This window comes from Mesorhizobium ciceri biovar biserrulae WSM1271 (assembly GCF_000185905.1).
GTDB lineage: Bacteria > Pseudomonadota > Alphaproteobacteria > Rhizobiales > Rhizobiaceae > Mesorhizobium > Mesorhizobium ciceri.
Genome location: NC_014923.1, coordinates 4,539,264 through 4,552,391 on the forward strand (window position 1 = coordinate 4,539,264; position 13,128 = coordinate 4,552,391).

Genomic DNA, 13,128 nt, shown 5'->3' on the forward strand with positions numbered 1-13,128 from the left:
GCAGGCGCTGGTCAAAATGTCGGTGCCCGATCCGCAATCGGAACTTCAATCGACGCAGGGTGGGGTCCTGCCTAATTCGTTTCCGAAACGGGAGCATCGTTGGCGCTCCGGCGTCCGACAGTTGGCCGATTTATTCACACTGATGTTCTGGGAGGAATAGGCGATGAGAACGGGTCTTTACGACAAACTGGTTCGAGCCGGCGCCACAAGGCGCGACATATTGAAGGGTGCGGCAAGCATGGCCGCGATCGCAGCCGCATCCGGCGCCGGACTTGGCGCCTTGACGCGCCCGGCCTCCGCGGCAAGCGAATTGCGCACAAAAATCCTGCAGATCCCCGGCGTCGGCAAAGGCCAGCCGACGGACGCCGATTTCCAGAAGGTCGGTGAACTCTGCCTCGAAGCCACCAAGGCCAATGTCAAGGAAGGCGAATTCGCCGGCGTCGAGCTGACCTTCATGGGTCTCAACAACCAGAACCTGCACAATGTGCTGTTCCGCGGCTTCCTGAAGCCATGGGAGACCTATACCGGCGCCAAGATCAACTGGATCGACCTGGCGCAGGCCGACTACAACGCCCGCCTGCAGCAGTCGATCGCGACCGGGACCGTCGACTTCGACATCATCGAAATGGGCGCGCCGTTCGAAGGCGATGTCTGCGGCAAGGGCCTGACGTCGGAAATGCCCGACTGGGTCAAGACCCAGATCGATTTCGACGATCTGGTCAGCTATCTGAAGCCGCCGGTCGGCACCTGGGACGGCAAGCAATACCGCGTGACCGTCGACGGCGACGCGCACAACTTCAACTACCGCACCGACGTGTTCGCCGATGCCGACCTCGCCAAGGCCTGGAAGGACGGCGGCGGCGAAGGTGAATGGGGCGTGCCGAAGACCTGGCAGCAGGTTCAGGCGGTGACCAAGTTCCTGAAGGGCAAGAAGCTCAAGGACCAGGACGTCTATGGCTATCTCGACGCGCCGAAGCCCTGGGGCGGCTTCGGCTTCTATTTCCTTGGCAGCCGCGCCACCGCCTATGCCAAGCACCCCGACGACAAGGCCTGGCTGTTCGACGCCGACACGATGAAGCCGCGCGTCAACAATCCGGCCTGGGTGCGCGCCATCCAGGACGTCATCGACGCGCTGCCCTCCGAACCCGCCGACCAGATCAACGCCGATCCGAACACGACCGCCTTCCAGCAGTTCCTGGCCGGCACCGGCTCGATGGTCACCTGGTGGGGCGACGTCGGCTCCAACGTCAAGACCAACGACTCTTCCGTCGTCGGCGACGTCACCGGCTTCTCGATCCTGCCGGGCTCGGACGATGTCTACAATGCGAAGACCGGCGCCTGGGACAAGCTCGCCAGCGGCCCGAACTATGCGCCCAACTGCGCCTATCTCGGTTGGGGCGTCTATGTCATGGCCCGCGTCGATGCCGACGAAAAGAAGAAGAAGGCGGCATGGTCCGCTGCAGCCCATCTCGGCGGCAAGGACCTGTCGATCTGGACGGCGATGTATCCGTCGGGCTTCCAGCCTTACCGCAACTCGCATTTCGACATTCCCGAATGGGTGGCGGCCGGCTACGACGAGGCCTTCATCACCTCCTACCTCAAATCGGAATCCGACAGCTACAACCATCCGAACGCGGCGATCGAGCCACGCATCCCCGGCATCTTCCAGTACTACAGCGCCGCCGAGGACATCCTGGCCAACACTTTCGCGGGCAAGATGAAGGCGCAGGAGGGCGCCGACGCCATCGCGGCGGCATGGGAGAAGCTGACCGACCAGATCGGGCGCGACAACCAGATCAAGCTCTACAAAGCTTCGCTCGGCATGTAGGCTGGCCTATGAACCGTGGTCCGGCGGCAACGCCGGACCACTTTAGACAGGCTCCGGCTCCTCGAGAGCCTTCAAACGGGCGAGATTTGTGGCTGACCAGACATCGACCGCGAACCCGTGGCCGGCAGATGCCGGCACTTCCGATCTGATCTCTCCAGGCCGTAAACGCCTTGGCTGGGCGCTGATGGCCGTTGCGACGCTTGGCCTGCTGGCGACGATCGTGCTGGAGATCCTCTACAAGGGCAGCCCCGATACGATCGGCTTCGAGACCTGGCGCCCCGTCGTCTATGCCTATGTTCTGTGGGGCGTGGCGATCGGTGTCGGCCAGGTGCTGACGCGCGGCGAAGACGGCCAGCGTGCCCTGTTTCTGCTGCCGGCGCTGCTGTTCACCATCGCCATGGTGATCTTCCCGACGCTGTTCGGTTTCTACATCGCACTCACCGACTGGAACCTCAGTTCCTTCAGCGGCCGCCGGTTCAACGGGCTCGACAATTTCTGGCAGATGCTGGGCGATCCCTACTACCGCAACGCGCTGTTCAACATGGTGCTCTACGTGCTGGCGGTGGCGGTCGAATATGTCATTGCCTTCGGCTTGGCGCTGCTCCTCAATGCCCAGATCCGGGCGCGAAAATTCTTCCGCGTCGTCTTCCTGATGCCGCTGATGCTGTCGCCGGTCGCGGTGTCGTGGATGATCGGCAAATCGCTGATGGAATACAGGTTCGGACCGGCCGCAACGCTGGCGCGCCATCTCGGCTGGGAAAATCCCGCCTTCTTCTCCGATCCGATCATCGCGCGCATATCGATCATGATACTGGATGCCTGGACCTTCATTCCGTTCATGATGATCATGCTGCTGGCCGGGCTGCAGGCGATGTCGCGCGAGGTGCTCGAAGCCGCACGCGTCGACGGCGCCAATGCGTGGCAGACCTTCTGGCAGGTCACCTTCCCGCTGATGCTGCCGGTGTCGGTGACGGCGGTGGTCCTGCGCATCATCTTCAAGCTGAAGCTTGCCGACATCATCATCACCGTGACGTCCGGCGGCCCCGGCGGCGCCACCGATTCCGTGTCGAGCTTCATCTACCGCGAATACCGCGACCGCTCGAATGTCGGCTACGGAACCATGCTGGCGATGGCCTATCTGGTGATCATCGTTGTGTTCGTCACGTGGTTGTTGAAATTTGCCAACCGTTTTGTCCGCAATGTCAATTAAAGCAAGATGGGGGTGAATTGAGCCCGATGAGCGTTCAGACCACCGAATATGTCGCCTCGGAGATCCGCTCGCCGGCGAGCTTCCTCGCCAGCCGCGTCTTCATCTATGGCGCGCTGGCCTTCTGGGCGTTCATCTGCCTGTTCCCGATCTATTGGACGATCACGACCTCGTTCAAGACCGCAGTCGACGTCACGCAAGGCCATCTCATCCCCTTCGTCGACTTCCAGCCGGACTGGAAGGGCTGGCGTTCGCTCGGCCTGTCGCCGGACTCGATCTTCCAGACCTCGACCGTGCGCGAGGAGTTCCTCAAGCGCTTCATGAATTCGGTGATCACCTCGGTCGGCGCGTCGAGCCTCGCCATCATCATCGGCAGCCTCGCCGCCTACGGGCTCACCCGCTATCGCTACCATTTCGCCTGGTTCAAGAACGAGGACATCTCGTTCTTCTTCCTGTCGCAGCTGATCCTGCCGCCGGTGGTGCTGGCACTGCCCTTCCTGGTGCTCTACCGCGAGGTCGGCCTGCTCGACACGCGCATCGGGCTGATCCTGCTCTACACGCTGATGGTGCTGCCGATCGTCATCTGGATCATGCGCGACCAGTTCAACTCGATCCCGGTCGAGCTCGAGGAAGCCGCCCTTGTCGACGGGCTGTCGATCTGGGGCGCGTTCTTCCGCATCGTCATGCCGATCGCGCTGCCGGGCATGGTCGCCGCCTTCATCCTGGCGATGGTGCTGTGCTGGAACGAGTATTTCTTCGCCGCCCTTTTGACCTCGACCGACGCCAAGACAATTCCCGTCATGGTGGCGAGCCAGACCGGCTCGCAAGGCATCAACTGGTGGTCGATGGCGGCACTAGCGACGGCGGCCATCGCGCCGCTCGCCGTCATTGGCATCGCGTTGGAGCGCTATCTGATCATGGGCATGACCGCGGGCGCGGTGAAGTAGCATGGCGCCCTCTTACCTTGGGAGAAGGAAGAACCGCGCTAGGGCCTTAGAATCATCCGCAGATGATCCATGATCATGGCCACGCCCTTCTGCCCGAGCTCGGCCGAGGCGTCCTTGGCACTCGCCGTATACCAGCCGGTATTGTCGGCGAAGTGATTGGCATCGACAGCCTCCGGGCATAGCGCCAGCATCAGCGAGGTCTCGCCGATGCCGGAATGGTCGAACGGGTACTTGCCGTTCATGTCAGCCGACATCAGCGGATGCACCTGCACCCAGTTGAAGAAATTTTCACCCGCCGCGTGTCCTGAATAATAGTCCGCCATCGCCTGCGACCCCCACCAGCCCTCGCCGCGCTCCTTTTCGAGGAAGCGGAAGATCGCCTGGCGGCCGGCGGCCTTGAACGCCAGATCGGTCGGCATGCCGGCGGCAAAGTTCTCGGTCTGGTGGTGGATAATGGCGTGGATGTTGCGAAAGCCGATGCGCAGCAGGCTGTAGAACAGCTCCTCGCCGAACGGCGCCAGCGCATTGCCGCCGACCTGCACCGAGCCGCTGCCTTCCGGCGGCGCCACCGCATAGCTTGCCGCACCGTAGTAGAAGGGCGGCAGGATGACGACGTCCTTCTCCTTTTCGAACAGCTCCAGCGTCTTGATGACGGCCAGCGTGTCCATGCCGACGGCCATGTGCTCGCCATGGTATTCCAGCACGCCGAGCGGCAGAGCGACCGGCCAATTCTCGGCGATCGCCCTGCGGATCTGGTGTGGCAGCATCAGTTCATAGCGCATGATCTATTCCATGTTGGTGTGGCGGGCGCGCATGGCTTCGGGCGACGCGCCGGTCAATTCCCTAAGCTTCAGCACCATCACCTCAAACAGCAGGAACAGCGCGCCTTCGAACACCGAGCCCATCGGCAGGACCGATGTTTTTTGCGCCCCCTGATCGTTGGCCATGGTCTGCGCGGGAATGAGCAGCGTGAAGTCGGCAAGCCTTGCCGCGCTGCCTTCGGCCTGGGCGGTCAGCAGGAGATTGGTTGCACCTGCTTGGCGCGCGACCTGCATCAGGGTCAGCACGGTCGAGGTTTCTCCCGGCCCGGAACTGACCAGGAAGACATCGCTCTGCCCCAGCGGCGGCGTGTTCATGTCGCCGACCACGGAAACCGGCAGGCCCAAATGGTAGAGCCGCATGGCAAAACCCTTGACCTGCAAGGCCTCGCGGCCGCAGCCATAGACGACGATCTGTCGCGCGCCGGCCAGCATTTTGCAGGCGGCGTCGATCCGGCTTTCGTCGGTGCGTGCCAGCACGCCACCCAGCTCCTCAAGTGCGGTCTCGAACAGGCTTTTGCTCTTGTCGCTCACCGCAAACCCGCCATTGAAAAGTCACCCTGGTATTTGCCGCTCTTGCTGCCACGAACAGCTTGATTTCGTTCATGCTAGCAACCGCGAAAATGCGTGTCCAACGCGCAGCTATGCTTTTGCCTGATCACAGGCGTGATAGTGTCATGTCAGACAAATCAGGCGAGGCAAACAGCAGGATATGAAGACACGGCATTTCGACCGCATCGGCAATGGCGGCATCAGTTTCACCGAGCTCGGCTTCGGCGCGGCGCCGCTCGGCAATCTCTACCGTGCCGTCTCCGACGAGGACGCCAACGCCACGCTGGAGGCCGCCTGGGCGACCGGCTGCCGCTACTACGACACCGCGCCGCTCTATGGGCTCGGCCTCTCGGAAACGCGGCTCAACCCGTTCCTGCGCGGCAAGAAGCGCGCTGACTATGTGCTGTCGAGCAAGGTCGGCCGCATCATGCGTGCCTGCCCGCCCGAAGAGCGCACCGGCATCGGCAAGTTCTTCGACACGCCATCACGCCGCGAGGTGTACGACTACAGCTATGACGGTGTTATGCGCTCGTTCGAAGCCTCGCTTGAGCGCCTCGGCGTCGACCGGATCGACATCCTCTTCGTGCACGATGTCGACATCTTCACGCATGGCAGCAAGGAAGCCTCCGACCGGCGCATCGAGGAGTTCATGCGCTCGGGCTATTACGGCCTGCTGTCGCTGCGCGACCAGGGCGTGATCAAGGCGTTCGGCGGCGGCATCAATGAGTGGCAGGTCGCGCAGACGCTGGCTGAGCGCGGCGACTTCGACCTGTTCCTGCTGGCGGGGCGCTATACGCTCTTGGAACAGGAGGCGCTGACGTCCTTCCTGCCGCTCTGCCAGGCACGCGGCATCGGCATCGTTCTCGGCGGACCCTACAACTCCGGCATCCTCGCAACAGGGCCGAAGCCCGGAGCCTACTACAACTACTCCGAAGCGCCGAAGGACATACTCGACCGGGTCGCCGGGATCGAGAACGTCTGCAAGCGTCATGGTGTCAGGCTGATCGAGGCCGCCCTGCAATTCCCGCTGCTGCATCCTTCAGTCGTTTCGGTGATCCCCGGTGGCCAACGGCCGAGCGAGGTCGAGAGCAATCGCTCGCTGCTCGATGCGAAACTGCCCGCAGCACTTTGGGCGGATCTCAAGGAGGAAGGTCTTATGCGCACTGATGCGCCGACCGCATAAGCCGGCCGCGTCGCGTCAGCGTCGGGCACCAAAATGAAAAGCCGGGCAAGCCCGGCTTTTCTGGTCGCATGAACCAACGTAGGCACCAAAATGAAAAGCCGGGCAAGCCCGGCTTTTCTGAGGTCTCTGAAAAGAAAAAACGCTTAGTTGACTGCGTCCTTGAGGCCTTTGCCGGCCGAGAACTTCGGCACGGTACGCGCCGGGATCTTCACTTCTGCGCCGGTCTGAGGATTGCGGCCGGTCGAGGCGGCACGCTTTGACACGGTGAAATTGCCAAAGCCGACAAGCCGGACATCGCCGCCCTTCTTCAGTTCGCCGGTGATCACGGAAAATACCGCATCGACCGCCGACTGCGCGTCACCCTTCGAAATGCTCGCGGCGTCGGCGACAGCGGACACCAGTTCGTTCTTGTTCATAAAAATTCCCTTCCATGAGAACACCGGAACTATCGACTCATCCGGCAGGAAACGGACTTTAGAAAGAAGCGCTCCCGCAACCAAGTCGAAAAGGCAGGAAAAAAGCGGAAAAAGCCCGGAATTCCGGGGTTTTTCACATGAAAAAGCCGGGCGTCAGGCCCGGCTCTCCGTTTGTGCGCTGCAACCTCGACGAAAACCAACACATGGCCCCGAAAACCGTAGCCGGTTTGCGGCAAGGGCCATGCGCAAGTCTGGGCGTTAGAGCGTCCTTTGTGCGTCCAGATGGACGCCCGGCGCTCTAATGCGCCAGGGACTTTCCAGCGTCGTCGGCACTGTCTGTCGCAGCCGGCGGATTGACCGGCTCGACCCATTCGATCGGCTCCGGCATACGCACCAGCGCGTGGCGCAACACCTCGCCGACACGTGAGACCGGAATGATCTCCATGCCGTTCTTCACATTGTCCGGAATCTCCGCCAGATCCTTGGCATTGTCTTCCGGGATCAGCACCTTCTTGATGCCGCCGCGCAGTGCGGCGAGCAGCTTCTCCTTGAGCCCGCCGATCGGCAGGATGCGGCCGCGAAGCGTTATCTCGCCGGTCATCGCCACATCCGCCCGGACCGGAATACCCGTCAGTACCGATACAATGGCTGTCGCCATGGCAGCACCTGCAGACGGGCCGTCCTTCGGCGTGGCGCCTTCCGGCAAGTGCACGTGGATGTCGCGCTTGTCGAACAGCGGCGGCTCGATGCCGAAATCGACGGCGCGCGAGCGGACATAGGAGGCCGCCGCCGAAATCGATTCCTTCATCACGTCGCGCAAATTGCCGGTCACCGTCATGCGGCCCTTGCCGGGCATCATGACGCCTTCGACCGTCAGCAGCTCGCCGCCGACTTCCGTCCAGGCGAGTCCGGTAACGACACCGACCTGATCGTCAGCCTCGACCTGACCGAAGCGGAAGCGTTCAACACCGAGGTAATCGGCGAGGTTCGCCGCCGTGATGTTCACCGTCTTCTTCTTCGTCTTCAGGATCTCGGTCACCGCCTTGCGCCCGAGCTTCATCAGCTCGCGCTCCAGGCTTCTGACGCCCGCTTCACGGGTGTAGGTCTGGACGATGGCGCGGATCGCGTCCTCACCGACGGAAAACTCCTTCGGCTGCAGCGCGTGATCGCGGATCACCTTAGGCATCAGGTGCCGCTTGGCGATCTCGATCTTCTCGTCCTCGGTGTAGCCGGCGATACGGATGATCTCCATGCGGTCCATCAAGGGCGCCGGGATGTTCAGCGTGTTCGCCGTCGTCACGAACATGACGCTCGACAGATCGTATTCGACCTCGAGGTAGTGGTCCATGAACGTCGAGTTCTGTTCCGGATCGAGGACCTCGAGCAACGCCGATGACGGATCGCCACGGAAGTCCTGGCCCATCTTGTCGATCTCGTCGAGCAGGAAGAGCGGGTTGGACTTCTTGGCCTTCTTCATCGACTGGATGACCTTGCCGGGCATCGAGCCGATATAGGTGCGCCGGTGGCCACGGATCTCGGCCTCGTCACGCACGCCGCCCAGCGCCATGCGGATGAACTCGCGTCCAGTCGCCTTGGCGATCGACTTGCCGAGCGAGGTCTTGCCGACACCGGGAGGGCCGACGAGGCACAGGATCGGCCCCTTCAGCTTCTTCTGGCGGCTTTGCACGGCGAGATACTCGACGATGCGCTCCTTGACCTTGTCGAGGCCGAAATGGTCGGTATCGAGCACGTTCTGCGCGAAAGCCAGGTCCTGCTTGACCTTGGAGTTCTTGCCCCACGGGATAGACAGGATCCAGTCGAGATAGTTGCGCACGACGGTCGATTCAGCCGACATCGGCGACATCGTCCGGAGCTTCTTCAACTCGGCTTCCGCCTTTTCGCGGGCCTCCTTGGAGAGCTTGGTCTTCTTGATGCGCGCCTCGATCTCGGCGGCCTCGTCGCGGCCGTCCTCGCCTTCGCCGAGTTCCTTCTGGATCGCCTTCATCTGCTCGTTCAGGTAGTACTCGCGCTGCGTCTTCTCCATCTGGCGCTTGACACGCGAGCGGATGCGCTTCTCCACCTGCAGGACGGAGATTTCGGCTTCCATGAAGCCCATCGCCTTTTCCAGCCGCTCCTTGACCGAGAGCGTGGCCAGCATCTCCTGCTTCTCGGGGATCTTGATGGCGAGATGCGAGGCAACCGTGTCGGCGAGCTTGGAGTAGTCGTCGATCTGGCTGGCAGCACCCACCACTTCGGGCGAGATCTTCTTGTTCAGCTTGACGTAATTTTCGAAGTCGGTGACGACCGAACGCGCCAGCGCCTCAACCTCGACCTCTTCCTCTTCCGGCTCGACCAGCGCCGCGGCGCGGGCCTCGTGGAAATCGGGACGGTCGGTGAACGAGACGATTTTCGCACGCGAAGCGCCTTCGACCAGAACCTTGACGGTGCCGTCGGGCAGCTTGAGCAATTGCAGCACATTGGCGAGCGTGCCGATGTCGAAAATGGCATCGGGCTCGGGATCGTCATCAGCGGCATTCATCTGGGTGGCAAGCAGGATCTGCTTTTCCTGACCCATCACCTCTTCCAGCGCCTTGATCGACTTCTCACGCCCGACGAAGAGCGGAACGATCATGTGCGGGAACACCACGATGTCGCGCAGTGGGAGAACTGCGAAGACGCCGTCGCTGGGTGCCTTGGATACTTTGGCCATTGTCCAACCTTTCATGTCGCGGCCGCTAATTGAGCCAACCGCGAATCTTATATTAACGACCGGGGATCGTTCCGCCTACCACCGTTTGTGACGGGAGTTTTACAGCACAGAAATCGGGCACCTCGGCCTTCTCCAGTTAGTTGGATGCACGACCCCCAAAGATCAAGGGGCGTGTCCAAATCCGCACTCCCAACCCGTCCGCGAGTGACACATTTGCGACGCCAGCCCGTACGCCGCGCAAAACCGCTGTGCGACAGCAAAACGGCGCCTTGCGGCGCCGTTTCAGAATTTCGCTGCGGGCTCATGTCAGGCGCTGACATTGCCCTTCTTTTCCTTCTGCTCGGAGTAGATGTAGAGCGGCCGGGCACTGCCGGTCACCACCTCCTCCGAAATCACCACTTCGCGCACGCCTTCGAGTGCGGGAAGCTCGAACATCGTGTCGAGCAGGATCGCCTCCATGATCGAACGCAGGCCGCGCGCGCCGGTCTTGCGCTCAATGGCGCGCTTGGCGATCGCCGAAAGAGCGTTCTCATGGAAGGTCAGGTCGACATTTTCCATCTCGAACAGCCGCTGATACTGCTTGACCAGCGCGTTCTTCGGCTCGGTCAGGATCTGGATCAGCGCCGGTTCGTCGAGATCTTCCAGCGTCGCCAGGACTGGCAGACGGCCGACAAACTCAGGGATGAGACCGAACTTCAACAGATCCTCGGGCTCGACCAGGCGGAAAACATCGCCAGTGCGGCGATCCTCCGGCGAAGCGACGACCGCGCCGAAGCCGATCGACGTCTTGCGGCCGCGATCCGAGATGATCTTGTCCAGCCCGGCGAAGGCGCCGCCGCAGATGAACAGGATGTTGGCTGTATCGACCTGCAGGAATTCCTGCTGCGGGTGCTTCCTGCCGCCCTGTGGCGGCACGGAGGCGACGGTGCCTTCCATGATCTTCAAGAGCGCCTGCTGCACACCCTCGCCCGACACGTCGCGGGTGATCGAGGGATTGTCCGACTTGCGCGAAATCTTGTCGATTTCGTCGATGTAGACGATGCCGCGCTGGGCGCGCTCGACATTGTAGTCGGCCGACTGCAACAGCTTCAGGATGATGTTTTCGACGTCCTCGCCGACATAGCCGGCTTCGGTCAGCGTCGTCGCGTCAGCCATGGTGAACGGCACGTCGATGATGCGGGCCAGCGTCTGCGCGAGCAGCGTCTTGCCGCAACCGGTCGGGCCGATCAAAAGGATGTTGGACTTCGCCAGTTCGACATCGTTGTTCTTGCCGGCATGCGCGAGGCGCTTGTAGTGATTGTGGACCGCCACCGACAGCACGCGCTTGGCGTAGGGCTGACCGATGACATAGTCGTCGAGAACCTTGAGGATCTCCTGCGGTGTCGGCACGCCTTCGCGCGACTTCACCATCGAGGTCTTGTTCTCTTCACGGATGATGTCCATGCAGAGTTCGACGCACTCGTCGCAGATGAAGACCGTCGGACCGGCGATCAGCTTGCGCACTTCGTGCTGGCTTTTGCCGCAAAACGAGCAGTAAAGCGTGTTCTTGGAATCGCCGCTGTTGTTGCCGACCTTGCTCATTTTCATGTCCTTTCATGGCCGCCCGCCGATGGTCTGGCTGAAAGGGCGCATACTCTATCTATCGCGGGAATCCGCCGCCGCCAGTGTGTCCCGGCTCCCGCAACGCATTCCGTACGAAACACAAATCAGAAAACGTGGCAATGATTCGCGACAACCCCGCATAAAGCTAAGCCGCCGAAACTCAACATAGCCTTAACGTAGGCAATCCTGTCCCCCGAGGGAACAGCCAATTGTGGCCGAAATGCCGCAAGACGCGCCAAAAGCGCGTGATGGTGCCATCCAACTGCCAACTTGCCTTTATGCCAGCGCCCCTTCGGCCGCCTCGCGCGACGAAATGACCTTGTCAATGAGGCCGAAATCCTTGGCTTCGTCGGCGGTCATGAAATGGTCGCGGTCGAGCGTTTTCTCGATCTCTTCATAGCTCTTGCCGGTGTGCTTGACGTAGACCTCGTTGAGGCGACGCTTCAGCTTGATGATATCCAGGGCATGGCGCTCGATGTCGGACGCCTGGCCCTGAAAGCCGCCGGAAGGCTGGTGAACCATGATGCGGGCGTTCGGCGTGGCAAAGCGCATGTCCTTGTGACCGGCAGTCAGGAGCAGCGAACCCATCGAAGCCGCCTGGCCGATGCAGAGCGTCGACACGGCCGGCTTGATGAACTGCATGGTGTCGTAGATCGCCATGCCCGAGGTGACGACGCCGCCCGGCGAATTGATGTAGAGGTTGATTTCCTTCTTCGGATTCTCGGCTTCGAGGAACAAAAGCTGCGCGCAGACCAGCGTCGCCATGCCGTCCTCGACCGGACCGGTGATGAAAATGATGCGCTCTTTGAGGAGGCGCGAGAAAATGTCGTAGGCCCGCTCGCCGCGATTGGTCTGTTCGACCACCATCGGAACGAGGTTCATGTAGGTTTCGACGGGGTTCTTCATCAGGTATCTCTTATCTCGCGGTGGGATTCCGGCGCCGGGAATGCCGGCAGATCGGGCAGAATCGGTTCTGGATCGTTATTCCGTAAATAGGATGCCGGCTCGTCCTTGTGCAAGGCCGACCCCTCCTAGCCATCTGGGTAAGTCGAATCAAGCTTTCTGACCAAGGATTCGCGGCGGCGGATGCTTCCGCGGGTCCGGAGCCGCATCGCCGGCCCCGCAACGTAGCAGTTTCTTAACCGCGTCACTTAACGAAATGCGCCGAAACCGCTTTTTTCCGGGACGGCTTCCTCTACAATTCAACGTTGAACCTATGCATAGAGTTCAACAGGGGGAGTGTCATGCCCGGGAAAACCGCATGCTTCACCATTGCCGGACTGACCGTGCTCGGCACGATTTCGCAGACGGCGGCCGGCGGCCGCGCCGTCGAATGTTATGAGCCGGTCCGCAGTCCGGCCGTCTACGACACGCTCTATGAAGACGTGATGATCAGTCCGCCCGGTCAGCAGGTCGACTATATCGCCCCTATCTACGGCACCCGCGAACGCGTGGTGATGACCGTCCCGGCACAGGTGACCTATGAGGTCGTGCCGGCCGTCACCCGCACCGTCTACCATACGGTCCGGGTCGATGGCGGCGGCTATTCCTGGGAATGGCGCGTCATCCATGGCCGCAAGGTGCTGTGCAAGGTATGGCACAAGGCGCGCTACGAACGCGTCGCAGAGACCATCGTGATCCGGCCAGAACGCACGCGGCGCGTCGTCATCCCGGCGCAATACGACAGGATTGCCGAAGAGGTGCTGGTGCGGCCGGAACAAAGGCGCGTCATCGATGTCCCCGCCTCCTACCAGACCGTCGCGCGGCGCGTCTTGGTCCGCGAAGGTTCATCGGGCTGGCGGCGGGTGCATATTCCCAGGCATTGCCAGGATTAGCGAGCATGGCGTACCCTGCGTCGCAGCGGA

General features: G+C 61.7%; 11 protein-coding genes. 5 read left to right on the forward strand and 6 right to left on the reverse strand.

Going from position 1 to position 13,128, the window contains the following annotated elements:
- Window positions 1-163: 163 nt before the first annotated feature.
- From MESCI_RS22120 to MESCI_RS22130, 3 genes are all read left to right on the forward strand, one after another.
- Window positions 164-1,828, forward strand: a complete 1,665-nt coding sequence (locus MESCI_RS22120; protein WP_013532183.1) for an ABC transporter substrate-binding protein — start codon at window positions 164-166, stop codon at window positions 1,826-1,828.
- Between the two features lie 88 nt (window positions 1,829-1,916).
- Window positions 1,917-3,038 (forward strand): carbohydrate ABC transporter permease, encoded by a 1,122-nt coding sequence (locus MESCI_RS22125; RefSeq protein WP_024504588.1) that lies wholly within the window; start codon window positions 1,917-1,919, stop codon window positions 3,036-3,038.
- 26 nt (window positions 3,039-3,064) lie between these two features.
- Window positions 3,065-3,982, forward strand: a complete 918-nt coding sequence (locus MESCI_RS22130) for a carbohydrate ABC transporter permease (protein WP_013532185.1) — start codon at window positions 3,065-3,067, stop codon at window positions 3,980-3,982.
- Window positions 3,983-4,020: 38 nt separating this feature from the next.
- Here MESCI_RS22130 and MESCI_RS22135 read toward each other — a convergent pair whose 3' ends face one another.
- Together MESCI_RS22135 and MESCI_RS22140 are read right to left on the reverse strand one after the other, a co-directional pair.
- Window positions 4,021-4,764, reverse strand: a complete 744-nt coding sequence (locus MESCI_RS22135) for a creatininase family protein (protein ID WP_013532186.1) — start codon at window positions 4,762-4,764, stop codon at window positions 4,021-4,023.
- Between the two features lie 3 nt (window positions 4,765-4,767).
- On the reverse strand, window positions 4,768-5,334 hold the full coding sequence (locus MESCI_RS22140) for an SIS domain-containing protein (RefSeq protein WP_013532187.1): 567 nt from the start codon (window positions 5,332-5,334) through the stop codon (window positions 4,768-4,770).
- 178 nt (window positions 5,335-5,512) lie between these two features.
- Between MESCI_RS22140 and MESCI_RS22145 the strand changes: the two genes are divergently transcribed.
- Entirely contained in the window at window positions 5,513-6,535 is a 1,023-nt protein-coding gene (locus MESCI_RS22145; protein ID WP_013532188.1) for an aldo/keto reductase, read from the forward strand.
- Between the two features lie 143 nt (window positions 6,536-6,678).
- Here the strand turns inward: MESCI_RS22145 and MESCI_RS22150 are convergent, their stop codons facing one another.
- The 4 genes from MESCI_RS22150 to clpP form a co-directional block, all read right to left on the reverse strand.
- Complete coding sequence (locus MESCI_RS22150) at window positions 6,679-6,951, reverse strand: HU family DNA-binding protein (RefSeq protein ID WP_006201846.1); 273 nt, start codon at window positions 6,949-6,951, stop codon at window positions 6,679-6,681.
- 298 nt (window positions 6,952-7,249) lie between these two features.
- A complete protein-coding gene (lon, locus tag MESCI_RS22155) occupies window positions 7,250-9,661 on the reverse strand; it encodes an endopeptidase La (RefSeq protein ID WP_013532189.1) in 2,412 nt (803 codons plus the stop codon).
- Window positions 9,662-9,967: 306 nt separating this feature from the next.
- Window positions 9,968-11,242, reverse strand: a complete 1,275-nt coding sequence (gene clpX, locus MESCI_RS22160; protein ID WP_013532190.1) for an ATP-dependent Clp protease ATP-binding subunit ClpX — start codon at window positions 11,240-11,242, stop codon at window positions 9,968-9,970.
- A 297-nt stretch (window positions 11,243-11,539) separates the two neighbouring features.
- Window positions 11,540-12,169: an ATP-dependent Clp endopeptidase proteolytic subunit ClpP gene (gene clpP / locus MESCI_RS22165; RefSeq protein ID WP_013532191.1), complete on the reverse strand. Its 630-nt coding sequence runs from the start codon at window positions 12,167-12,169 to the stop codon at window positions 11,540-11,542.
- A 338-nt stretch (window positions 12,170-12,507) separates the two neighbouring features.
- On the opposite strand from clpP, the gene MESCI_RS22170 reads away from it, so the two are divergent.
- Window positions 12,508-13,098 carry a hypothetical protein gene (locus MESCI_RS22170; RefSeq protein ID WP_013532192.1) on the forward strand — a complete coding sequence of 197 codons (591 nt, stop codon included), beginning with the start codon at window positions 12,508-12,510 and terminating at the stop codon, window positions 13,096-13,098.
- The last annotated feature ends 30 nt before the right edge of the window (window positions 13,099-13,128 follow it).

Excerpts from the sequence above, each read along its gene's own strand:
- MESCI_RS22170 (WP_013532192.1), top strand. The coding sequence starts at position 12,508 with ATGCCCGGGAAAACCGCATGCTTCACCATTGCCGGACTGACCGTGCTC.
- MESCI_RS22130 (WP_013532185.1), top strand. The coding sequence starts at position 3,065 with ATGAGCGTTCAGACCACCGAATATGTCGCCTCGGAGATCCGCTCGCCG.
- MESCI_RS22150 (WP_006201846.1), bottom strand. The coding sequence starts at position 6,951 with ATGAACAAGAACGAACTGGTGTCCGCTGTCGCCGACGCCGCGAGCATT.
- lon (WP_013532189.1), bottom strand. The coding sequence starts at position 9,661 with ATGGCCAAAGTATCCAAGGCACCCAGCGACGGCGTCTTCGCAGTTCTC.
- MESCI_RS22120 (WP_013532183.1), top strand. The coding sequence starts at position 164 with ATGAGAACGGGTCTTTACGACAAACTGGTTCGAGCCGGCGCCACAAGG.
- MESCI_RS22135 (WP_013532186.1), bottom strand. The coding sequence starts at position 4,764 with ATGCGCTATGAACTGATGCTGCCACACCAGATCCGCAGGGCGATCGCC.
- clpX (WP_013532190.1), bottom strand. The coding sequence starts at position 11,242 with ATGAGCAAGGTCGGCAACAACAGCGGCGATTCCAAGAACACGCTTTAC.
- MESCI_RS22145 (WP_013532188.1), top strand. The coding sequence starts at position 5,513 with ATGAAGACACGGCATTTCGACCGCATCGGCAATGGCGGCATCAGTTTC.
- clpP (WP_013532191.1), bottom strand. The coding sequence starts at position 12,169 with ATGAAGAACCCCGTCGAAACCTACATGAACCTCGTTCCGATGGTGGTC.